The organism is Bradyrhizobium cajani, assembly GCF_009759665.1.
Lineage (GTDB): Bacteria > Pseudomonadota > Alphaproteobacteria > Rhizobiales > Xanthobacteraceae > Bradyrhizobium > Bradyrhizobium cajani.
The window spans coordinates 335,511-358,514 of record NZ_WQNE01000002.1 but is presented as its reverse complement, the minus strand read 5'-3'; the positions used below and the strand labels follow the sequence as shown (position 1 = coordinate 358,514).

At 58.8% G+C, this 23,004-nt stretch carries 19 protein-coding genes; 16 read left to right on the top strand and 3 right to left on the bottom strand.

Annotated elements, in window-relative coordinates; genetic code table 11:
* Positions 1 to 61: 61 nt before the first annotated feature.
* The 5 genes from GPL20_RS04375 (at position 62) to GPL20_RS04355 (ending at position 6,712) form a co-directional block, all read left to right on the top strand.
* Positions 62 to 538 (top strand): hypothetical protein, encoded by a 477-nt coding sequence (locus GPL20_RS04375; RefSeq protein WP_157328020.1) that lies wholly within the window; start codon positions 62 to 64, stop codon positions 536 to 538.
* A 68-nt stretch (positions 539 to 606) separates the two neighbouring features.
* Positions 607 to 1,089 carry a transcription elongation factor GreA gene (gene greA / locus GPL20_RS04370; RefSeq protein WP_157328018.1) on the top strand — a complete coding sequence of 161 codons (483 nt, stop codon included), beginning with the start codon at positions 607 to 609 and terminating at the stop codon, positions 1,087 to 1,089.
* 296 nt (positions 1,090 to 1,385) lie between these two features.
* A complete protein-coding gene (locus tag GPL20_RS04365) occupies positions 1,386 to 4,964 on the top strand; it encodes a GAF domain-containing protein (protein ID WP_430641765.1) in 3,579 nt (1,192 codons plus the stop codon).
* 28 nt (positions 4,965 to 4,992) lie between these two features.
* Positions 4,993 to 5,832, top strand: coding sequence for a universal stress protein (locus GPL20_RS04360; RefSeq protein ID WP_157328014.1), 840 nt, complete (start codon positions 4,993 to 4,995; stop codon positions 5,830 to 5,832).
* 202 nt (positions 5,833 to 6,034) lie between these two features.
* On the top strand, positions 6,035 to 6,712 hold the full coding sequence (locus GPL20_RS04355) for a hypothetical protein (protein WP_157328012.1): 678 nt from the start codon (positions 6,035 to 6,037) through the stop codon (positions 6,710 to 6,712).
* 80 nt (positions 6,713 to 6,792) lie between these two features.
* On the opposite strand, the gene GPL20_RS04350 is transcribed toward GPL20_RS04355, so the two are convergent.
* Positions 6,793 to 7,755, bottom strand: coding sequence for a hypothetical protein (locus tag GPL20_RS04350; protein WP_157328009.1), 963 nt, complete (start codon positions 7,753 to 7,755; stop codon positions 6,793 to 6,795).
* 800 nt (positions 7,756 to 8,555) lie between these two features.
* Here GPL20_RS04350 and GPL20_RS04345 point away from each other — a divergent pair.
* The 5 genes from GPL20_RS04345 (at position 8,556) to GPL20_RS04320 (ending at position 15,985) form a co-directional block, all read left to right on the top strand.
* On the top strand, positions 8,556 to 9,887 hold the full coding sequence (locus tag GPL20_RS04345; RefSeq protein ID WP_157328007.1) for a tyrosine-type recombinase/integrase: 1,332 nt from the start codon (positions 8,556 to 8,558) through the stop codon (positions 9,885 to 9,887).
* Positions 9,888 to 10,788: 901 nt separating this feature from the next.
* Positions 10,789 to 12,036, top strand: a complete 1,248-nt coding sequence (locus GPL20_RS04335) for a TRM11 family methyltransferase (protein ID WP_157328003.1) — start codon at positions 10,789 to 10,791, stop codon at positions 12,034 to 12,036.
* Position 12,037: 1 nt separating this feature from the next.
* A complete protein-coding gene (locus tag GPL20_RS04330; protein WP_157328001.1) occupies positions 12,038 to 12,970 on the top strand; it encodes a phosphoribosyltransferase-like protein in 933 nt (310 codons plus the stop codon).
* 1 nt (position 12,971) lies between these two features.
* Positions 12,972 to 15,017, top strand: coding sequence for an ORC-CDC6 family AAA ATPase (locus GPL20_RS04325; protein WP_157327999.1), 2,046 nt, complete (start codon positions 12,972 to 12,974; stop codon positions 15,015 to 15,017).
* A complete protein-coding gene (locus GPL20_RS04320; protein WP_157327997.1) occupies positions 15,014 to 15,985 on the top strand; it encodes a hypothetical protein in 972 nt (323 codons plus the stop codon). Before GPL20_RS04325 ends, GPL20_RS04320 begins: the two co-directional genes overlap by 4 nt.
* Positions 15,986 to 16,273: 288 nt before the next feature.
* On the opposite strand, the gene thyX is transcribed toward GPL20_RS04320, so the two are convergent.
* Both thyX and GPL20_RS04310 read right to left on the bottom strand, forming a co-directional pair.
* Positions 16,274 to 17,209 (bottom strand): FAD-dependent thymidylate synthase, encoded by a 936-nt coding sequence (gene thyX, locus GPL20_RS04315; RefSeq protein WP_157327995.1) that lies wholly within the window; start codon positions 17,207 to 17,209, stop codon positions 16,274 to 16,276.
* A 277-nt stretch (positions 17,210 to 17,486) separates the two neighbouring features.
* Complete coding sequence (locus GPL20_RS04310) at positions 17,487 to 17,867, bottom strand: helix-turn-helix domain-containing protein (RefSeq protein WP_157327993.1); 381 nt, start codon at positions 17,865 to 17,867, stop codon at positions 17,487 to 17,489.
* Between the two features lie 166 nt (positions 17,868 to 18,033).
* On the opposite strand from GPL20_RS04310, the gene GPL20_RS04305 reads away from it, so the two are divergent.
* The 6 genes from GPL20_RS04305 to GPL20_RS04285 all read left to right on the top strand — a co-directional run bounded on the left by GPL20_RS04305 (position 18,034) and on the right by GPL20_RS04285 (position 22,720).
* On the top strand, positions 18,034 to 19,140 hold the full coding sequence (locus GPL20_RS04305) for a multiubiquitin domain-containing protein (RefSeq protein ID WP_157327992.1): 1,107 nt from the start codon (positions 18,034 to 18,036) through the stop codon (positions 19,138 to 19,140).
* On the top strand, positions 19,137 to 20,537 hold the full coding sequence (locus tag GPL20_RS04300; RefSeq protein WP_254125776.1) for a ThiF family adenylyltransferase: 1,401 nt from the start codon (positions 19,137 to 19,139) through the stop codon (positions 20,535 to 20,537). The genes GPL20_RS04305 and GPL20_RS04300 overlap by 4 nt, the downstream gene beginning before the upstream one ends.
* Positions 20,534 to 20,866 (top strand): ubiquitination-like system serine protease family protein, encoded by a 333-nt coding sequence (locus GPL20_RS39300; RefSeq protein WP_347340016.1) that lies wholly within the window; start codon positions 20,534 to 20,536, stop codon positions 20,864 to 20,866. The genes GPL20_RS04300 and GPL20_RS39300 overlap by 4 nt, the downstream gene beginning before the upstream one ends.
* Before the next feature lie 400 nt (positions 20,867 to 21,266).
* Positions 21,267 to 21,860 (top strand): hypothetical protein, encoded by a 594-nt coding sequence (locus tag GPL20_RS04295; RefSeq protein ID WP_246250091.1) that lies wholly within the window; start codon positions 21,267 to 21,269, stop codon positions 21,858 to 21,860.
* 18 nt (positions 21,861 to 21,878) lie between these two features.
* Entirely contained in the window at positions 21,879 to 22,403 is a 525-nt protein-coding gene (locus GPL20_RS04290; RefSeq protein ID WP_157327990.1) for a thermonuclease family protein, read from the top strand.
* 134 nt (positions 22,404 to 22,537) lie between these two features.
* The gene (locus tag GPL20_RS04285; RefSeq protein WP_157327989.1) at positions 22,538 to 22,720 is read left to right on the top strand and encodes a hypothetical protein; all 183 of its coding nucleotides are present in this window, start codon (positions 22,538 to 22,540) and stop codon (positions 22,718 to 22,720) included.
* Positions 22,721 to 23,004: the final 284 nt, after the last annotated feature.

The window sequence follows — 23,004 nt, the reverse complement described above, 5'->3', positions numbered from 1 at the left end:
CACATCCAGTGTGGCGGTCTGCCGGAGCGGTGCTAGAGTAGGCCGAATCCCGGGAGGAGAAATGAGCGACGACGTGAAGGATGCTGGCCTCGTGGCCATGATCAGCAGCATCCTGGGCGGCAACAAGCGCGCAGACAGTGTTTCACCGCCGCCGCTCGCCGACGTCCCGCCGACCGCGCCGTCGAACGGATTCGAAGCGGTTGCGCCGCCGCCCATCCCGGAAGCGACCCCCACCAAGGACGAGGATGCGCCCGCCTCGGCGAAACCAGTCGAGCAGCCGGCGAGAATCCTCAGGACGCCTGACGGCAAGCAATTGCTGCCGGCAGAAGCGATTGCCGAGCTCGTGCTCGGCGAGCTGCGCAAGCTGGAGGATTTTCCTGCGACCGGTGCCTCCGTCACCGTCTACGGCTACCGGCACTGGAACGCCATGATCACCTTCGCGCCGTTCTCGACCACGTTCCGGAATGCGACACGGTTCCGCCAGGCCATGCCGGACCTCGTCTTCAAGCTCCGTCGTTTCGTCGAACTTCAGATATAGTCTGGGTCAATCATCGGCGGCGGAAACGCGCCCGCCGGTCGCCAGGACAGTTCGACAGGATTTTTGAATTGAGCGTCGCCTTTACCAAGGAAGAAAGCGCCGAAACCGCGTCCGAGACGCTGTTGCCGGACCGCCCGATCTCGCCACACCCGAACCTCGTGACCGAAGCAGGCTTGCAGGCGTTGCAGAAGCAGCTTGCCGAAGCGCGCGCGGCCTATGAAGCCGCGCAAGCCATCGAGGACGTCAACGAGAAGCGGCGCCAATCGGCGGTGCCGTTGCGCGATGCCCGCTATCTGACCGAACGGCTGCGCACCGCGCAGGTCGTTCCCGATCCGAGCTCGACCGATGTCGTCGCCTTCGGCAGCACGGTGACCTTCAGCCGCACCGACGGCCGCGTGCAGACCTATCGCATCGTCGGCGAGGACGAAGCCGACCCGAAGGCGGGGACGATCTCCTTCGTCGCGCCGGTGGCGAGATCGCTGATGGGGAAGGCGGTCGGTGACGTCGCGGGCGCGGGGGCTCAGGAGATCGAGGTTCTGTCGATCGGCTAAAGCATGATCCGGAAAAGTGCGCAGCGGTTTTCCGAAAAGATCATGCTCAAACAATAACCTAAAGCGCGATGACGATTCATCTCATCGCGCTTTAGCGGGGCGATCCGGGGCAATCGAACCTTGAGCCCCCCGGAGCAAGCCGAGGCCTTCCCGAGGATCGAGCTGACGCGTAGTCGATTGAAAATCAACTCACGATACCTCTGGTCGGAAGGACCCGAGAGTGGAATAATTCCCGACGCTTTCTTGATCAGTTTTTGACGTCGGCCCCGAACCGGCTGGCGACCTGGATTTTCATGATGGCCGCACTTCCTCAGGACGTGGTGGCGGATTTAAAGCAAGAGAACGCGCGGCTCCTGGCCGAATTGCGCGCCGCACAAGATCGCGAGAGCGCCACTGCGGACATTCTCAAGATCATTGCCAGCTCGCCATCGGAGGTGAAGCCGGTCTTCGATGCAATTGCGAGACGGGCCAATGCCTTGCTCGGCGGCTTTTCGACGACCGTCTTCCGCTTCATCGGCAGTACAGCCCATTTGGCGGCGTTCACGCCGACGAATCCTGCCGCCGATGAAGCTCTGCAGAATATGTTTCCGCGGCCGATCGCCGATTTCGAAACGTTCGCATTGGCCCAAGCCGGTAATATCGTGCCGACCCCCGACACCGAAGCCCTGACGAACCAGATCAAATTCCTCGCGCGCGCCCGCGGCTTTCGCAGCATGTTGTTCGTTCCGCTCGCGACCGGCGGCGTGGTGATCGGAATGATCAGCGTGACGCGAGCCGAGCCGGGGACCTTCGCGCCACACCATGTGCAACTTCTGCAGACCTTCGCCGATCAGGCGGTTATCGCCATTGAGAATGCGCGGCTGTTCGACGAGGTGCAGGCGCGCACGGATGACCTTCGCGAATCGCTCCAGCAGCAGACCGCGACCGCCGATGTGTTGAAGGTTATCAGCCGCTCCGCATTTGATCTGCAGACCGTTCTCGACACGCTGACGGAATCGGCGGCGTGGCTGTGTGGTGCCGATATGGCGGCAATCGTCCGGCAGGACGCCGATGGTGCCTACCATCATGCGACGCGTTACAATTTCTCGCCCGAGTGGGCCAGGGTCTCGCCGGGCATTCGACTCAACGCAGGGCGCGGCAGCGTCGTTGGGCGCGTGCTGTTGTCCGGCAAAGCCGTGCAGATCCAGGATGTCCTGGCCGATCCCGAATACGCTTATCCCGAGCAGCAGAGGGCCGGCGGTTATCGCACCCTCTTGGGCGTACCTTTGCTGCGGTCCGGGGAAACGATCGGCGTGCTGTTCCTCGGCCGCAAGACCGTGAATTCGTTCACGGACAAGCAGATCGAGTTGCTCTCCACTTTCGCCGATCAGGCCGTGATCGCGATCGAGAATGTCCGGCTGTTCGATGAGGTGCAGGCGAAGACGGGCGACCTCGCCGAATCGCTCCAGCAGCAAACCGCGACTGCCGATGTGCTGAAGGTGATCAGCCGCTCGACCTTCGATCTGCAAACCGTGCTCAACACGCTGGTCGATTCGGCGGCACGGCTATGCGAAGCGGAGATGGCATTCATCATGCGCCGCGAAGGTGATGAATATCTGGCCGGGGCGGCGGTAGGGTTCTCCGAGGAGTACATCGCATTCCTGCAGGGGCACCCGATTACCCCCGGCCGGAGCACGGTTACGGGTCGCGCCGTGCTGGAGCGCCGTCCCGTGCAGATCCTCGACGTCGCTGCCGATCCCGAATACGGCCTGCCGGAATCGACCACCATGGCTGGTCAGCGCACGGCGCTCGGTGTTCCCCTCCTGCGCGAGAATGAGCCCATCGGCGCGCTCGTGATCGCTCGCAAGCGCGTGCAGTCTTTCACGGAAAAGCAGATCGATCTCGTCGCCACGTTTGCCGACCAGGCCGTGATCGCCATCGAGAATGTACGGCTCTTCGAACAATTGCAGACCAAGACGAGAGATCTATCCGAGGCGCTGACGTACCAGACCGGTAGCGCCAACATCCTGAGGGTCATCGCTTCCTCGCCGACTGAAGTCGGCCCGGCGCTCAAGGCCATCGTGGAAAGCGCATGCGGGCTGTGCGAGGCATATGATGCGCTGGTCGTTCTGAGGGATGGCGACGATATCGTCATCCAGGCGCACCATGGACAGGTGCCCGTGGTGTGGAGCCGACGATTGATCAGTGCCCAATCGCCCACCGGCCGGGCCATTATCGACCGCCGCACCGTTCATGTACACGACCTGCTCGGGCCCGAAGGGGAGGAATTTCCGACGGGACGGGAATATGCGCTTCGCTCCAACGTTCGAACCGTTCTGAGCGTGCCGCTGTTGCGCGAAGGCGAGAGCATGGGGGCGATCGTGCTGCGTCGCACTGAGGTTCGTCCATTCGGCGAGAAGCAGATCAACCTGCTTCAGACTTTTGCGGATCAGGCCGTGATCGCCATCGGCAACGTGCGCCTGTTCGAGCAATTGAACGAATCGCTGGAACGACAGACTGCCACGTCGGAGGTGCTCGAAATCATCAGCGCTTCGTCGGGCGAGTTGGCCCCGGTCTTCCACAAAATGCTGGAGAATGCGACGCGGATCTGCGGCGCCGGATTCGGCACCATGAACCTCTACGAAGAAGGCGGCTTTCGCACGGTCGCACTGCACAACGCGCCGCAGGCCTACGTTGACACCCGGCTGTACCAGAGCATTCGCCCGCATCCCGCGAGCGGGCTCGGCACCGTCGAGAAAACTCATCAGACGGTACATATCGACGATATCAGAACGCAGCCGCCCTACATCGAAGGCAACGCGAACGTTCGCGCGCTTGCCGATCTTGCCGGCGCAAGGACCGTCGTCATCGTACCCATGCTTAGGGAAGACGAGCTGATCGGCACCATCACGATCTTCCGCCAGGAAGTTAAGCCCTTCACGGACAAGCAGATCGACCTCGTATCCAATTTCGCGCACCAGGCCGTGATCGCGATCGAGAATGCACGCCTGCTGAATGAACTGCGCGAGCGCACCATGGAACTGTCGCAATCATTGGAGGACCTGCGAAACGCGCAGGATCGGTTGATCCATACCGAGAAGCTTGCTTCGCTTGGGCAACTCACCGCCGGCATTGCACATGAAATCAAGAACCCGCTCAACTTCGTCAATAATTTCGCTGCGCTTTCCTCCGAGTTGATTGACGAGCTCAGCGACGGATTGCGCTCGGCCGCTCTCGGTGAGGCGGCAAGGCAGGAAATCGACGCGCTCATACACATGCTGCAGGGCAATTTGGAAAAGATCGTGCAGCACGGAAAGCGCGCCGATTCCATCGTCAAGAATATGCTTCTGCACTCGCGCGAAGGTACTGGCGAGCGTCGTTCGGCCGATATCAACGCGGTCGTCGAGGAAAGTCTCAACCTTGCCTATCACGGCGCGCGCGCTGAAAAGCCGGGATTCAATATCACGCTCGAAAGGCATCTCGATCCGTCTGCCGGGGCGCTCGATCTTTATCCGCAGGAGATCACGCGGGTGTTCCTCAATCTGATTTCAAATGGATTCTACGCGGCTGGCAAACACAGGGACGCTGCTGGCGACGGCTTCGAGCCGAGGCTGCGCGCGACGACGACAAATCTCGGCAGCGCCGTCGAAATCCGGATTCGCGACAACGGCGCCGGCATCCCGGCCGACGTGAGAGAGAAGATATTCAATCCGTTCTTCACGACAAAGCCCGCCGGCGAAGGAACCGGGCTTGGCCTTTCAATCTGCCACGACATCATCGTGAAGCAACACGGCGGCAGCATCGAGGTCGATACCGAGCCCGGAGATTATACAGAGTTCATCATTACGTTGCCGCGTACGCTGACGGGGCCTTTGCAGACCGGAGGCCGCAGTTGATGTTCACCCGAAAACACGGGGGTTGAGAATGAAGACGCTCTTGGTCCCGCTTCAGAATATTTCGATGATGACATCCATGCTCGATGTCGTCGTAGGCCTCGCGCAACGTACCGGCGCCTATGTCGAAGGCTTTCCACTCCGCTTCGGCATCCCTCAATATGTAGCCGCAGAATTGGCCACCGGCGTTCTCCTGGATTCGTTTCAGACGAAGAGCGAAGCCGAATTGAACGACATGCGCGACTTTTTCGAAGCGTTCATGCTGAAGCACAATATTCCTCGAAGCACCGCGGGATCCAGTCGACCCTGCTTCGGCTGGTTGGCGACCGCGCCTGAGGGCGAAGACTTTGTCGGAAGTTATGGGCGCGCTTTCGATCTGATCGTGATGGCACGGTTCGACGCTGACGCTGCGGGTCCTCACCGTCGCGCGATTGAATTCGCGTTGTTCGAGAGCGGTAGGCCCGTTCTCCTGATGCCGTCGCACGCGCCAAGAAGCACCGCGACAAACATCATGATCCACTGGAACGGCAGCACCGAGCAAGCTCGGGCAAACGCATTTGCCATGCCGTTGCTTCGTCTGGCCGAAAGGGTCACGGTCCTGACCGTTGTTGGCGGCCAAGGGGTACCAGGACCATCCGCCGATCGGATCGTCCAGCAATTGCAGTACAATGACATTGCAGCCCACGCGATGAGGGTTGAACTGGGGAATCGCAACACTGGTGAAGCGGTCCTCGATGCCGCCAGGGCACAAGGCTGCGATCTACTGATCAAGGGAGCCTTCACCCGCACCAGGCTGCGGCAAATGATATTCGGCGGGCCGACCAGCCATATCCTGGACCACGCCGATCTGCCTGTCCTGATGGCTCACTAAAGCCTGATCCGGACCCGAGGGGCCGTTAGCGCAAAGTGCGCAGCCGAGATATTGCAGATCGGGTAGGGGTGTACAGGGCGAGGCGAGGATTGCTATCGACAGGAGCGATCTCGTTCGCCTAAAGCTGAGTCATGCGTTTCCGTTGTCTTGTCCTGATATCGATGGTTCCCGCTGTGTCCGCGAAACAAAGCGCGATGGTTGGATGAGACGGTTCCTGTCGGGAGCGTTGCCGTTTTACGCGCTGGCTGGACTAGCCATGTGCATGTACCTCGTCTTGTACAGGACGAACCTGTTCGACTTGAATGCCATCGTCCAGGATGCGACCGGTTCGGCATGGTTTCTGGCCTTCATGTTCGCCTGCGTGCTCCTGGAGACGGTGTTCCCGTATTTTGGCTATTTTCCCGGGACCGCCCTCATCCTGATGTCCGCGGCGCTCAATCCGAAGTCCGCGGATGTCTCCGTTTTCATCGTGGCGTGGCTGGCCATCATCGTGGGTGCGGTTCTGAGCTACGGACAGGCTCGTTTTTTCAGGCCGTTCCTGCAGCGGGTTGCCTCGAAAGCGGCACTGAGCCGATGTGAGTCCCTCTTCGACGCCTACGGCCCTTACGCACGCGTCGCCTTGTTCGTTCATCCCAACGCTTGCGCGATGTATTTTACGGCACTCGGACTTCTCGGCCGGAACCTGACGCGAGAACTCGCCCATCTTTGCCTGGGGGCAGCAGCCTCTGTGGGCATTCTGTTCGTCGTCGTGACCAGACTGGTGTCGTCCGCAGGCGCCACCGATGACGGGCAATTGCAGGTGCTGCTGGCGGCAGCGCTGGTCGCCATCGGAACCCTCGTCGGTCTCTACGCGGCCTGGCGGCCGGATCGGGCAGCTTAAGGTTTCATTGCGAGCGGCTTGTTCGCCATAGGTCGCAGAGCGACGGCGGACGCAAAGCAATCCAGTCACGCCTATCCGCGCTACGAAGCGCCGTCGCGAGCCTCGAATAAGTCCATCAATTCAAGGATACGCTGCTGCATATTGCGCCAATAGGCCACGTCCTCCGGTCGATGGCGGAAATAGAAGTGCCGCCCCTTGTTGATGAAGCGGTGCTGACATGATTTCGGAGAGGCGTCGGATGGCATCCCACAGCCGATCACCGTGGTATTGACGCCGTGACCGTCGGCATAAACAAGATAGCCATATCCGACATAATCCTTGCCATCTCTACCGTGCGTGACGGTCTTGGTTTTCGAGAGGCCGAACTCCGTGCTCTGCTCGACCACGTTCCCGCTAGGTGCTTTCCCTATCAGGCTTAACACCCATTCGGGATTCCACTCGACGAAGAGCCAGTTGCTGTCGCGTTCCCCCGGCGCGAGGTCGCTCCATCGCCGACTGAGTGGTTGGAAATCGGGTGCAGTCGTCGCGAGCAGCAAGCTGGGGCTCGTCCCGCCGCTCCACTTTGGCTGCCAGACGCTTGGAATGCGATAAGTACCTTGCGCAGGGTATCTCAGGTAATTGCTGTCGGACGATTGGGGGACCAGCGCCAGCCGCTTACGCGCGAAGTCACGCGCCGGTAGGCAGGTCACCGCCGGCCCACGGCCCTCGATTTGCCCGTTGAGCACGCCCGGCTCGAAGGCGCGGCGGCGATACGACCAGTGAAGCAGACGTGGATTGGCAGCCGCGCCGACAACGAGGATGGCATGGTGCTGCATGTACAGTGGACCATCACGCTTGGCCCACATTATCAATGAGGACAAGTCCAGCCAGGAGCGGGCGGGGCGATAGTCGGAAGTCCCGTCGGCGATTTGGATACAATACGGTTGGGATCCGGCGGCCTCTTCGGCTTTATAGGCGACAAGGAGCGACGTCGCGGCGCCCACGACGATGACAACCGCGGTAACCGCTAGAGCCAGGCCGATGAGCTTTCGTGGAGATACCAACTCTATCCTCGCACACCGCAGTCGTGCTGCCGTGTAGCAGTGTAAGTTTATCGATCGGTTGGGCGAGAGGACGATTTCGAAAAGAGATGTTTAGATTTCGTTGACTCGGTTCTGGCGACGGTGCTTGAGGTCACCCTCTCGCCCGTCGCTGGCGTGAAGCGAACGCTCCCGCTGAGCCAATTGCTCATGAGCCGACGAAGCGGCATTGACCTCAAGCACGGTCGGGCCGTCCAGCAGCCCTCTTCCGACGATGCCATCATGCCCCTGTTTTGCCCGACGGGTCAACCTGAATTTCGGAAAATACGCAACCAGTTGATCCGACTGGGGTCGGCTACTGTGCATGGGGTTGTTTTCGACATTTTTGAGCGAGACGGGTCTCGAACGCCGCAGGGCGTCGATAACTATCCGCAACCGGCAGGGTTCAGGAAGACGGATGGTGGGCGCACAAGGGATCGAACCTTGGACCTCTCCCGTGTGAACCACAATCCGTAGACCCGAGCCAACCAAATCCAGCCATAGTTGGAATGTAGAAACTCCTTTAATTGATGGTAGTTATGGCCATATGTGGCCATAAGAGCCCATAGGTGACCTTGCTACATTTTGTATGCCCCCGTTGTGCCCGCCGGGGATTTTCCCTTGGGGCACAAAAGCGGGGGAGGTCTGAGACCCGGTTCTGTTTGGGTCTGTGGATCCTCCCTGCGCGGGCACACGGCAAGGAGAGGGTCTGAGGCCCGGCTCTGTTCGAGGGCTGACCGCCCTTCTTGCGGGGGTACACCGGGCACAGAGAGAGGGAAGGAAGCATGACGGAGCCGGCCAACCAGCTGACACTCACCGATGCGGTGATCCGCAACGCAACGCTGCCGCCGGGTAAGGCGCAGCATTATCTCCACGACGACAAGCTGCCCGGCCTGGCCCTGCGCATGCGCGCCACCGGCGGCCGGACTTGGGTTTACCTCTTCACCAAACCGGGGGTGAGGGGGACCCAGCGCAAGACCCTCGGCGCGTGGCCCAAATATAATGAGAAGGCCGCGCGCAAGGCGGCCACCATCGCCGCAGGCGAGGTCGTCAAGGGCTTGGACCCGAACGATGCGAAGCGCGAGGCGAGGCGGCAACTGGCGGCCGAGAAGCAGCTCACCACGCTCGCGGCCCTCATTGTTGAAGATGGTCCGTACCAGACGTCTTTGACCGAACGTCAAGTCGTCAACTGGAAGCCAGCAATGTCCGCGCTGCGGCGCGGGCTCAAGGATCACGCTGAGAGCGGCGTGGGGGGTCTGACGCGACGGCAGATCATGGCTGCGGTCGACAAGATTGCCAAGACCGGCAAGCGCGGTGCAGCCAAGGACTTGCGCAAGCACGTCCATACCTTCCTCGAATGGTGCGTCGGCGAAGGTTACGTCGAGCACAACGTGCTTGCCGGCTATCGCGCACCCAAGGAAACCCGTGCGCAGAGAGTCGGGCGCCGAGCAAAGGGCCGCGCGCTGACCGATGAGGAAATCGTCAAGGTCTGGGATGCGTCCGGCAAGCTCGGAGCTTTCGGTCTGCTGGCACGCATGTGCCTGCTAGGCGGCCCGCGCCGCAGCGAGCCCACCATGATCGAGTGGCGAAAGCACATCATGGACGACCGTATCACCTTCGATGCGACGTGGACCAAGATGGGGTTGCACCACGATGTGCCGCGCACTCACCTGGTTGACGAGGTGCTCACGGCCGCGAAACATTTCCAGCGGGCAACCTCCGACTATGTCTTCCCGTCACCAAAGACCGGCGGCCAGATGTCCGGCTTCACGAAGATGGTCAACCGTTTGGTCAAGGAAGCGAGTGTCGCCAAGTTCACCATGCATGACTTGAGGCGCAGCTTGCGCACCATCATGTCACGCTGTGGTTACGACAACGAAATCCAGCGGCTGTGTGTTGGTCAAAAGCCTAGCGGAATCGATCAGGTCTACAACCACGACGAACAGTGGATCATCCGCAAGATGGCGTTCGAAGCAGCTCACGACTACATTGCGGAGTTGGTCGGCGCGAAACGGGTCGGCAAAATCGTGCGCCTTCAGCGGACAAATCCGCTTGACCCGATCAAGGCCGAGCTCCTCGGCCGTCTCCGTGAGCATTATGCGGCTGAGGCGTCCTAGCGGTCTTATCCCACTTGGCCAGATAGTCGCGCACCGCATCGACCCGATAGAGGGGCCGGCCATCGACGTAGCGCCATTTCAGTAGGTGGTTCGGATCGCGCCGCCACTGCTCTAGCGCTCCGGGTGTGCGCCTGATGACCGCGGCTGTCTCTAAGGCCGTCAAATTAGAGCTGTCCGGCAACGTATCGATGTCGAACGCCGCGGGCGGGGGAACGCCACGGTTCTTGCGACGACGCTTCGTAGCTCGCGGTATTTCCGTGCCACCTGGTGACCCAAATGCCTCGATCCGATTCTTGTCGTCCCCGCCGATCATGCCTCTGTCCCGGACCATAATCGGTCTGAGGCGATAAGACCGTACGCTGCTCCAGCATGGAAGTAATCTACAGCGTAGAGATGGCTGCCGAGTAGCGTAGCGTACAAATAAGACGAATCGCACGCCCTGCCGAGACAGGGCTGGCCCGCAACTGTTGATCAGTGCGAGGGCGGGGCGCCAGGCTCCATCCTACTTGTTTGATTGGCTTGCGTCTTTGGGCCAACGTGACTGGCCGGCGTTTCTTGCGCAAGCAAGTCATTGATTAGACTAGCGTTACTGGCGCTTTCCGATCGCCAGCAGCGATTCGTTTGGCCTGAGGTAGGCCAAGAATCCTCAAAATCGGAGCTCTCCGCAGACCCGGTTGTCCGTCTGCTTTCGCAGGTCGCCGCCTGCAAAGCGGCCTCTACCGCAGAGATACGTCTGGATATCCGACAATTTCGCTTATCGTAGATATCCCATTGTATAAATTGAAGCATCCATCCGCTTCGCGTTAGCTCATAGATGCTCCAACGATCTCTAGACCCCCTCTCGCGCCCCTTTGACGACGAGCTCGATGCGCTACTGTCGCGCTTTCGACGCGGTCGCGCCTTGGAGGTTGATTTCCGAGAACTCGTTGGGAATTCCTCAGCAACGGACCGCTTCACGCATCGTATGCATCCGTACCCAGCGAAGCTGTTGCTGAACATTCCTTTGTTCTTCTTGAATTGCAGTCAGCTCGCGAAGCCAGGAGCGGTCGTCTACGACCCTTTTTGCGGATCGGGGACCGTGCTTGTAGAGGGGCTAGTTCGGGGAGCAATCGTTCAAGGCGCTGATTCAAATCCGTTAGCCCGTCTAGTTAGTCGGGCCAAGACGACGCCGATCCCTGAAGATGTTGTCGATGCGGGACTCGAAGTGATCTGGTCGAGCTTGCCGCGAAGAGGTTCAAAGCCTCCTTCGGGATCCATCGATTTAGAAAAGTGGTTTAGCCCTAAGGTGCTCTCGCAACTGAGTCGCCTGCGGCAGGCCCTTGAATCCATCCCAGAAGGCCCGGCAGAATGCTTCTTCAAGACCTGCTTTTCGGCCGTTGTTTCGCGGGTCGGCTTGACCGATCCAACGGTGCCCGTGCCTGTAAGAATCGATGCGCGTAGGAAATCGCTGACGAAGAATCAACGAAAACTGAGGAAGCAATGGCTGACTGATCGCTCAACGGCGGACGTGTTCGGTCTATTCGAGCTTTGCGTTGAGGAGAACTTCGAGCGTCTTAGACTTCTATCCGAACAGTGCAGCAATCCGAAGGTCTCAGTCTTCGACGATGCCCGGACCGCTCCAGGCGACGGCCTCGTGGACCTCGTGATATCGTCTCCACCATACGGCAGTGCTCAAAAGTACATTCGCTCATCGTCGTTGAGCTTGCAGTGGCTTGGAATGGCGGGCTCCGGTTTGAGAGAACTCGAACGGCAAAGTATTGGCAGGGAGCATTTCAGTCTCTCGGAAAGAGTCGAGATGGATGCTCCTCTGTTGTCGTCGAAAGCTTTGTTGAACAAGATCGGCAAAATCAATCCACTGCGGCGACACATAGCGGCAACGTTCCTGATCGAGATGCGCGATGCACTCTCCCGCACATGCGATCGCCTTCGGCCTCGCGGTCAGTTGGTCTTGATTGTGGGAAACAATACGGTTTGTGGGTACCAATTTGACACACAGAATTACCTTACTGAAATTTGCGAAGCGCTCGGACTGGAGTTGCAGCTCCGTCTGGAAGACCACATCCGTTCGCGCGGCCTCATCACGAAGCGGCACTCAACTGCCGGACTGATATCGAAAGAGACGATCCTCCTATTCAAGAAAATCCGTTGACATGTTTGACGAGCAATATCTGAGAAAGAAGATAAAACGTCTAAGCGAGTGTGTCTGGGAGGGGCGGGCCAAGCGCGTTGAGATTGATGCTTGGCTTTCGTCCTTCAGTGAACGCGGTTCAAGTGGCGTCAATGAGCGCCTTCATATGCTCCACCTGTTGTCCAACTTTCTCTACTTTGGCATCGGTGAGATACGCGAGCTTCTTCGCGCGCATTTTCAGTACGCGTGCCAGCGCCCCGTGGTCACCAAAATCCGACAGGACAATGCCGACACCATCGACATTGACTTCATTGATCATCAACTTCGGATCGCGATAAGTCGCACGCGATTTCTCGCCGTAGGTAACCCATCTGAAAGTGGTCAGCATTTGCTCTACTATTTCAGACAAGAGAACAATCTTCCCGCGGGCCTGTTCCCGAACCAATTCGAGCTGCCGGGATTTCCCGGCGCCAGCGATACTCATGGCAAGTCTTCTGTAGATCGTTACTTTTTCATCGACGACATCTGCGGTAGCGGACAGCAGATTGAGAAGTTCTCGAGGAACGTCATACAGACGCTTTCTAAGGCCCATCCTGACGCGAAAATCACTTACTGTCCGATATTCGCAACGTCAGATGGGTTGGACTACACCAGAAAAAACACCGCGTTCTCAGACATCCGTTGCTTGATGGAGCTCGACGCGTCGTTCAAATGCTTCTCGCCCACCTCGCGCTTCTACGAAGACCCCGCGTTGCGCTCCGAGGCCGAGAAAATCTGCTTTCATTATGGGCGGATTCTGCACGCTCGAGATCCGCTGGGTTACAAGGACGGTCAGTTGGCGATCGGTTTTAATCACAACACTCCTGACAATACACTTCCGATCTTCTGGGCGGAGCATCCAACGTCGCTGCCTGGCTGGTCCCCAATCTTCCGACGATACATGAAGTGGGCATAGCATGCCTCAAGCTATTCAGATTGGTCACATCAACCCATTCGCAGTCACACAGGCGGTCGATCTGAGTGACGAGGAGATCCAGCGCCTATGGGTGGCGGTCTCCGGAGATGAGCAAGGCTCCGTCTACAGACCAAAGTCGCCTATGCCGTTGTTCCTCTTGGGCGGGAAAGGCAGCGGAAAGACGCATTGGATGCGATATCATTCGTTTGCACTCCAACGGCTTCGCTACGAAGAACGTTCGGTCGGTTGTCTTAAGGGCCTCTCAGAAGACGGATATCTCGGCATCTATGTCCTGTTGGGAAGCTTGAATGCTGAGCGCTTTCACAATCATGGTCAATCGCCCGAGATATGGCGGGCCCTCTTTGCCTACTATCTAGAGCTTTGGCTCGCGCAAGAGCTTCTCCAAGTCTTAGTTAGGCTGTGCCAGGAGGAGCCGTCGGTATGCGAAGTAGAATCCGAGATTTGTGCCGCGATCGTGGGCTTGCTGGGTGGCGAACTCAACGATGTAGTCGAGTCATTCGATGGCTGCCTGAACTTGCTGTCCAGGATGCAGGCTGAAATCGATCTTGCGATCAACAACATTATGTTCGACGGCGCGCTGAATATCAAAATTCGCGTCACGCCTGGCCAGTTGGCTTTCGGCATTCCGAAGGTGCTGAAACGAAAGATTTCGGCCCTTCGGAGCGTTGTTTTTGCATACCATCTGGACGAGTTTGAAATCATCACGGAAGATCAGCAGAAGCACATCAATACTCTCATACGAGAGCGATCTTCGCCTTCAACCTTTAGGGTTGGTGGGCGGCTATGGAGCATAAAGACCAGGCATACATACAAAGCAAACGAGGAGAACAAGGAAGGATCAGAATTTGAGACCTGGTATCTTGATCGCCGTTTCAGGCAGTCGAAATCGCAGTGGATTAAGTTCTCCTATCAGCTGATCCAAAAGCGCTTGGAAATGGCGGGCCTAGGCCAAGGCGGTAAGATCACGCGGCCGCAGATCGACGCACTTTTTGACGTGCCTGACTTGGGCTGGGATAGTGATTTTGTGAGAGAAAGGATTTCCGGCCGCGCGCGAAGTCACTTGGCTCGCTTCGAGCGAAAAGCAAAGGCCGGTTTAAAATACCACCTGTTGCCGGGAGCTGACGATCCGCGCGATGTCGATGCCATTCTCCGACACATCGAAAATGAGCAATTTCCCCTTTTGGAGAAGGTAAACATCCTTCTTCTGTACCAAGCTTGGTTTAGGGACGAGAACCTCGTCCGAAGGTCTGTCCAAATACGAGCTGAATGTCGTGGTTTTCAAACTCGCCCCCACCGAGCAGGAAAGTATCAGCGAGCCGTTCAACACTACGGATCCGATCTGCTTGCCCAACTTTTTCGTGAAGAGAGAAAGCGGCAGTCCCTGCACTACGGGATGAAGACGTTCATCCGCATGTCGGAAGGGCTGCCGCGAAGTCTACTCAACCTTCTCAAGCAGATCTTCGATTGGGGGATATACAACCGGTCGTCCGATCGTATCTCGCAGATATCGACGAATGACCAGGACCTCGGCCTCCAGGAATGCGCGGAGTGGTTTTTGACAACTATGCGTAAATCAGGAGAACAGGAGGTGGCGATTGTCACCGCCATAGAACGTCTTGGTCAGCTGTTCGAGGTCAATCGCTTCGCGGACAAGCCGGTGGAATGCTCTCTGCTCGGGTTTAGCGTTCGAGAAAGAGATTTGGCGGTAGTGGTCCAGGAGCGTCTGAGACTCGCTGAGCAACATTCATTTCTCATCAGGATATCGCGAGGGGAAATCGATCGGAATACTAAGGAGCGCATTTCTAAGTTTCAGCTCAACGCCCTGCTGGGGCCGAAGTGGGATCTGCCCGCGGCTCGTCGCGGCATAGCTCGATTGAAGGCTTCGGAGGTCGAGATCGTATTCGATCCCTCTCGGGACGATGATTTTAGAGAATTGCTCAGGTCGTGGACCGAGAAGATGACTGCCCCGTATTTCGGTCGGCGACAACGCCACGAGACGCCTTCTCTGTTCGATGTGCGCACATGAAATTTTTTGATTACTTCTACCGCGAAGAGGTCTTGATCAATCAGAACTGGTCAAAATCGTGGGATGTGTTCGTATCGTCATGGGACGGCAGCGAGCGCGTTCGCCAAGTATACGATCATGTGACGGCCGTCCGTAAAGTCTGGCTTGTTCATCCCGAGTACAATATTCCCGTCGTTGAATTGCCGCTCGAGGAAAAGTTCGAGGCCGTAGGAGGCGATCCATACGCAACGCGGAGTCTGATCGATCACCTCGAGTCAATGTGCAATTTGAAGCAGACCAAGATCTGCTTCGACATCACGGGAATGCTACGTCCACAGATCGCGATTTTGGTTCGCTTTTTGAAGCACCGAGGCGTTTCGAAGTTCGATGTAATCTATTCGCAGCCTGCCGATTATGCCAAGCGGGAGCGCACCAAATTCTCCTCGGGAGAAGTAACGGACGTGAAGGAGATTGCCGGCTTCGGAGGAATAAACCATCCTGGAGCTCAAGAAGTACTTATTGTCGCGCCGGGATTTGACGCGGCGCTTCAGCGGGAAGTCTTCGATCATAAAGCTTCCGCGCAACGATTCCTGCTCTTCGGGTTGCCATCACTTCAGCCCGATATGTATCAGCAAAACATACTTCAAGCCTATGGCATCGATACCCCAGTCCCGGACAACGAGGCATCGAACTCGAAGCGGTTTGCTCCCGCCGCAGACCCATTCTCTGTTGCGACAGAGTTGAGCGCTGTCGTGTCCGAGGCGAGAACAAAGTGGCCGCAGTCTCGATTTTATATTGCGCCGTTGGGGCCTAAGCCGCAGATGCTCGGTGCAGCCTTGTTCTATTTGACTGAATCCGCTGCTGGAACAGTTAGCCTCATATACCCGGTGGTTTCCTCGCACGCTCCAGCAACCAGTTCTGGCATATCGACGGTCGCCATCAATACGATCGATTTCGCTTTACTCGACGCCATCACGGCTCGAAACTGATAGCAGCTTGCTTTCAAGTGCGACCTTGCCCGACGACGAGAGTGCCAGGTTCATTTGTGCTGATCGCTGAATTAACTTGAGATTGATCATCGTGTGAATGAGTTCTTGGACCTCGGTCGGATCAGCGCCTACGGCCTCTGCGACCGATTCCCCGGTAAGCGCGTGCCCCACGTTCAACGTCTCAAGTATCCTTTCCGCCAAATTGCTCGCAAGAGCACTCGTCGTGGGTGATCGGCCGACGTCAATCGAATAGAAATTACGCGAACTCTTCGACATATCTAGATCCGATCATCCGAGTTGAAATTGGTTGTTGAGCTCGTCCCATTCCCTCTTGGAGAGGCCGCTATCTTCGCGTGTAACGCGTTCTCCTCGCAGCGCTTTTTTCAAGACTGCGATAGCCGACCTGGAAAGGACAGTTGAGTGAAGCTTGTACTCCAGGAACGCTTCGTAGCTGATCGGGCACCAAGCTCTAAATATTTCTAGTAGGACCTCTGCGTACGCTCGGATCTCATATTGAGCGTGCGGATCGGCTCTAAGCCGCAAAAAGTTTATGAAATTATGCAAATCGATCTTCCAGTACCACTGGGTGTAAAAGTTCAGCGAAAGATTCATTCGTGCGAGCTCGCGAGCCAAACCGCTTCTGTCCTCAGACAAAACGTTGTCATTTTCGTCTAAGTTGAGCATGTCCAGATAGTCGGAGTATGCGGTCTCTGCATCTCTCCTGAGAATCGTCAGCACCCGATCAGCCTCATCGGCATCAAGTACGCCCTCTCGACCTTGGCGGTTTGTGCTTGACTGTGCAGCCAGGTTCGATCTTTCCGGTACGTAGAACTCCTTGTCGAGAATCGAATAGCGCGCGGAGTACTCGTTTACGCTGGCGGTACGGTGCCTGATCCACTGCCGTGCGACGAAGATCGGTAGCTTTACGTGAAGTTTTATTTCAGCCATTTCGAATGGCGTGGTGTGACTATGTCGCAGCAAGTATCGGATCAGATTTCTATCGTCGGTGACTTGTTTGGTGCCGCGTCCGTAGGAGACGCGTGCGGCCTGCACCACCGACGTGTCGTCTCCCATGTAGTCGACGACTCGGACGAAGCCATGGTCGAGAACAGGGCGCGCCGTGTAGAGAATATCCTCGAGCGCGGGGACGGTTGCCCGCCTGGTGCTGAATTCGTGGGAGCGGGCCTCCGCGATCTGTCGGGTCTCGTCGTTGCTTAACTTCATCTGAACTTTCCACGCTTGTCCTCAGGTGAGGACGTCCGTCACTGAACTTTCGGATTCTTGTTCCATCTCATGCGCCATGAGCGAAACGAAATTTATAACACTGGTGCCTCAAGCAAGTGTCTTGCCATGCTCTCCTGATGTTCGATCGGCGAAGGTAGTACGGCTGGTGATGCTAAATCAGCGCCGCGCCATGAAATTTCGACAGTGCGCGCTGGGAACACCTTGCGCTACGACTATATTGGCCAGCCGTACGGATCTATCGACGGGCCATTTTCGATCATTTCCTCTTCGAGCGAATGTAGTTGAGGTAATCCAGCAATTCCTTCTCTTCGTCTGCAGTTAGATTATCGATCGAGTAGGTCGCGGCCTTGCTCTGGTTCGGCGCCTCAGCCCTTTGGTTGGTCGGAACAATGTACCCAGCCCGTTCCATCAGCGTTTCGTAAGGGACGCCTAACGATGTTGATAGAGCGTACAGGACGTTGACCGAGGGCTTGGCAATCTTTCCGGATTCGAGCTGGGAGAGGTAAGCGTTCGACACCTCCTTGCCCGTGGCTTCCTCAACATCTCGCAACGTCATCTTACTTCCCAATCGCGCGCTCTTTAAGTAGCGCCCAAGACCTTCCGCCGAATGCGGCTCTTCGGTTTTCTCGCCAGCCATCGAAACTTCCGCGTTCAACGAGGCCCGGTCCGTCCGGGCCTCAAGGCCATCATATCCAGTTTGCTAAGTATTTCAAGCAGGCTAAGTGTATGCTTGACAAATTTAGCGAGCTCGATTAAATTAGCTGCATGCTCGCACACCGGCCTCCGCCGGAGAAAGGATCATCATGAGCATCCAGGAAGCCACTCCCGATCACCGCGCAGCGGAGCAGGCCATCGAAGTCGCGGGTGAGAATCTGGAGTTCCGCCAACTAGTTATCGAGGACGCCGCGCCTACCGGCGCCCAGATCACCCACGCCGCGGGGTTCACGGCAGCGCAGCAGGCGACCGTGCTTCACTTCCTGCCGGACGGCGAGCTGGAGGAAATCCGCCCCAATCAGAACGTCGACCTCGGCAAGGGACGTCAGTTCGTCGTGGTCGAGACCGACCGGCTCTACATTCTGACGATCAACGGCGAGCGCTTCGAATGGCCGAGCCGGTTGATCTCGGGCGCGGTGCTCCGCAAGCTGGGCAAGGTCGCGCCCGAGGACGAGTTGCTGCTCGACTGCGTCGACCAGCCTGACCGCCTCATCGGTCCGCGCGATCTCGTCGACCTCGGCAAGGGCGGCATCGAGGCGTTCATCAGTCGCAAGCCGACCTGGAAGCTGAACGTGCAGGGCGTATTGCTCACGCTGCACCAGCCGACGATCGTCGTCAGGCAAGCGTTGCTCGACGCGGGCTTCAACCCGGACCAGGGATGGCAGATCTTCTTGATCGTCAAGAACCAGCCGAAGCGCGCCGTCACCCTGACCGACACCGTGGATCTGCGCACGCCCGGCATCGAGAAGCTCCGGCTGACTCCCACCGGCGTCAACAACGGCGAGCCAGCGCCGAAGCCGCGGCGGGACTTCGATGTGCTCGAGGTCGACGAGAAGTATCTCGATGCCCTCGGTTGCTTCTGGGAGACCGTGGTCGACTCCGGGCACCGCTGGCTGTTGATCCATAACTATCGGGTGCCTGCCGGCTACGACCAGCAGATGGTCACGCTGGCGCTGCTGATCCCGACGACCTACCCCGGCGCCGAGATCGACATGTTCTATACCAACCCCAAGCTGACACTGAGGTCGGGCCAGCCGATCGACAGGACGCAGGTCTCGGCCATCATTTGCGGCACGCCGTTCAACGGCTGGTCGCGCCATCGCAGCGGAGCGGCGCCGTGGAAGCCCGCTATCGACAACGTGGTAACGCACCTCGCGCTGGTCGAGTCCGCCATCGCGAAGGAGGTTGGGCAGTGATCTCGCCTGCGCTGGCGCTGACGGGAGTTCTGTACGATCGTCTCGTCGATCACCTTTATCCCGGAGACCGGAAGGAAGCTGCGGCGATCCTGTTGTGCTCTCGCACACCGGGGCCGCGGCTTCGGCTGCTGGCCCAGGATGCGATCCTGGTTCCCCACGCCGCCTGCAAGGTGCGCGAACCCGACCGGATCAACTGGCCCGGGGAGTATCTCGAGCGCGCCATAGATCTGGCCGAACCGTTCGGCCTCGCGATCGTTCTGATCCATTCCCATCCCGGCGGCTTGTTCGCGTTTTCCCGGCCGGACGACGACAGCGACGCCATCGTGATGCCATGCCTTTTCCAGGCGTGCGGCGACAGCCACGGCAGCGCGATCATGACGCCGGACGGCGCGATCCGCGCCCGGCTATACGACAGCGACCTCAACAAGACCGCCGTCGAGCTGGTCAGCGTCGCTGGCCACGACCTACGCTTCTTCTGGGAGTGCGACGCAGAGCGTCGCGATCGCGCCAAACGGCCGATGGCGTTCACCTCCGACATGACCGCCGAGCTGAAGCGGCTGTCGGCAACGACCATCGGCGTGTCGGGCACGGGCTCGATCGTCGCCGAGCAGAACGCGCGCATGGGCTTCGGCCGCAACGACTACGTCGACTTCGACAAGGTCGAGGGCCGCAACCTCAACCGGATCCTGAATTCGACCCTGAAGGACGTGGAGCTGAAGAAGCCGAAGGCAGAGATGTTCGCCGAGGCCGTCGCGACGTATCGGGGCCCCGGCGTGGCGTTCCCCGTGACCAAGTCGATCACGACGCGCGAGGCGGTTCTCGCTGCGAGCCAAGCGGACGTGCTCTTCTGCTGCGTCGACACCTTGGAGGCCAGGTACATCGCCGACCTCATCAGCAGCGCTTTCCTGATCCCGCTGTTCGATGTCGGGGTGTCGATCCCGACAAGGAGGACCCCGGATGGGGCGCCGGCCATCGCTGACGTATGCGGCCGCATCGACTATGTGCAGCCGGGCCGGTCGTTGCTGCAGGATCGTGGCGTGTACACGCCCGACACCCTCCGTGCCGAGTATCTGCGGAACGCGTTTCCGGAAGCATTTCGTGCCGAAGTCGAGGCCGGCTACATCAAGGGCGTCGCCGAGGAGGCACCGTCGGTGATCATGCTCAATATGCGGGCCGCAGCGGCATGCGTGAACGAGTTCATCGCGCGCGCATATCCGTTCCGCCTGGATTCGAACGAGAAGTACGCGCGCACCATCTTCAGCCTAGCTGCCTGCGAGGAGGAGTTCATGGCGGAGACCGAATTCACGGTGAGCGACAACCCGGTGCTAGGACGCGGAGCGCAAGAGCCGCTTCTCGAACTGCCCACGTTGGCGCCTCGGAGGGAGAAGAAGGCATGAGGCTGCCGAGGTGGGTTAGAAGGGCGTGGGACAAGTTTGGACCACTGCGCGGTCTAAAGGTGGTCGACGGTGACAGCTTGCCGCTGAACATGCCCCGTCGCGACCTGGTACTTGCGCGCGAAGGTGATGAGGACTGGTGTGTCGGCATGCGCTGTCCCTGCGGGTGCGGTAGGACGATCGAGCTGTTGCTGATCAGGGAAGCGAAGCCGAAGTGGGATCTGATGCTCGATGCTTCGGGGCGCCCAAGCCTCAAGCCGTCGGTCTGGCTACAGGGCGGATGCCGTTCGCATTTCTGGCTGCGCCGGGGGCGCGTGGAGTGGTGCGATTAGTCGGAGGACCGGAGGGAAATCGGATCAAGACCCCGGGGCAAAGCTCTTACCGGATCGCGTTTCATCGCCTTCCCGCTCATGGGCGGCGATCATCTGCTTGACGTCCTCAAATAGCTCGTTGGGCATCGTCTCCAGCCTGCCGGCGCAGGGCTTCAGCGATAATGTCCCCTGTTGCAAGCCCGGGGTCGCCGGCGATCGGAGCCAGAAGGCTCGCCTAGGCGTGCGATACGGCCTTCTTCAACTCTGAGATCCCGGACTCCAAGAAATTGTACGCAACGATCAGCGCGAATAGCCGCGCGCATATCACCGCCGCAAACAGTGATTGCCTGCTCGACGGCGGTATCCAGCCCATCGTCCTGTTCGTTCGGCTCTGAGACCGAGGACATGGCCTTATTCCAGGTTGACCGTCGATGCGGCATGTTCTTATTTTGTTCTCATGGAGTCAAGCCGCCGTTTCAAGCCGCCCTGGACGTTGGTCCGGGAAAATTCAGAGTGCTACGTCGTCAGGGATGCCACCGGCGTGACCCTGGCGTGGCTCTATTGTCGCGACGACGCGCAGCGCTACAGCTTCGGCGTTGGCAAGCTTTCGTCGGATGAGGCGCGCCGGATCGGCAAGGCGATCGCGCGCATTCCGGAATTCCTGATGCCCCGCCAAGGCTTTTATCCGCGCGGCGGCGGATCGCGCTGGCGCGCCGACCGGCCGTATCACGTGGCGCTCGAGGACCGCTATATCCGCGAGCACTGGGACGAAATCTACGCTCTGTGCAAGCTCAACAGCTTGCCCTTCAACGCAACTGGTGAGGTGATAAAGAACGACGGCGTTTGGAGAGTCTATGAGTTTACCTGGCAGATGGATGCGATCTTGTTTTGGGATCGCTTTGAAGGACGTTGGCTTCGAGGCAGTGAGTTTCATTATCCCGAGCAGCCAGAGAACCTGCCGTCGCTGAAGCCACTTGAGAACTGGCCGAAATTCAATCCCCGCAATCTGCGGTAATCGGTGGTACCCAACGCCATGAGCAAACGCCGAACCCTTGTATTGATGCTGCTGCTGTTGTCGAACGTGGCGCTTGCCGACAGTTTTGTCGGTCAGGCCAGCGTCATTGACGGCGACACGTTGGAGATCCACGGAACGCGGATCCGCCTTTGGGGTGTGGATGCTCCGGAGAGCACTCAGCTATGTCGCGGTGAGGATAGTTTACAGTACCGCTGCGGTTCGAAGGCCGCGAACGACCTCGACGCTTACATTGCCCGGCGCCCAGTCAACTGTGTCCCGCTCAGCCTCGACCGGTATGGCCGCACGATCGCGACCTGTTCGGTCGCGGGCAAGGATCTTGGGGAATGGCTTGTGCGCAACGGTCTCGCACTGGATTGGCCTCAATATTCAAAGGGCAGATATCACGAAGGTCAACGCGATGCTGAGCGAGCCGACCAAGGATTGTGGAAGGGCAGCTACGTCGAGCCGTGGCTCTATCGTGCATGCATCCGCGCCAGCGGAAACCCGTCCGCCTGTTCGGACGATGCAAATGCCCATCCTTGATGCGATCCATTGCGAGGCGTCAATCCACAAGGTGCGATGGTTGATCACCGCACTGGGGCGGGTGGGTCTAGCGCCATTTGAGCGACTCACGCTACCCATCATTCCGAGCCACCTTACGGCACAATGGGAATGAAATGGTTGCAGCCAATCGTGAACCGCCGGCCTCTGGTTTCGCACTTGAAGTGGACGGCCGACTCAAAGCCGAGTTTGCAACCAGAGACGGCGCCAGGGCGGGCGGAGAGGAACTAAAGAAACGTTTTCCCATGCTTCAGATCAGGATCTATGACGCGCAGACGAATGCGCGCGAGGACATCTAGATCTCCGACTGGCGAATTCTTTTGCTTGCGCGCGTGCGGCTAGTGCCGCACCGGGCTCTCGTGAACCGAGCCGCTTCGCGTCTCGGCCGTGCGGCGTCGATCCCTCGCGCAAAGGGATGCGGAGCTCCTCGCCGGGGGCACTCGGGAAAGGGGCTCGCCTGCGGCGATCGCTATCACTGCCCCGTTCCCGGGTGCCGCTATTGAACCGGTCTCGTCGCTGCACTCGGACCCACGTGCCCCTTCGGGTCGCTATGCTCACGCTCTCCGGGTGCCATTTTTCGTTG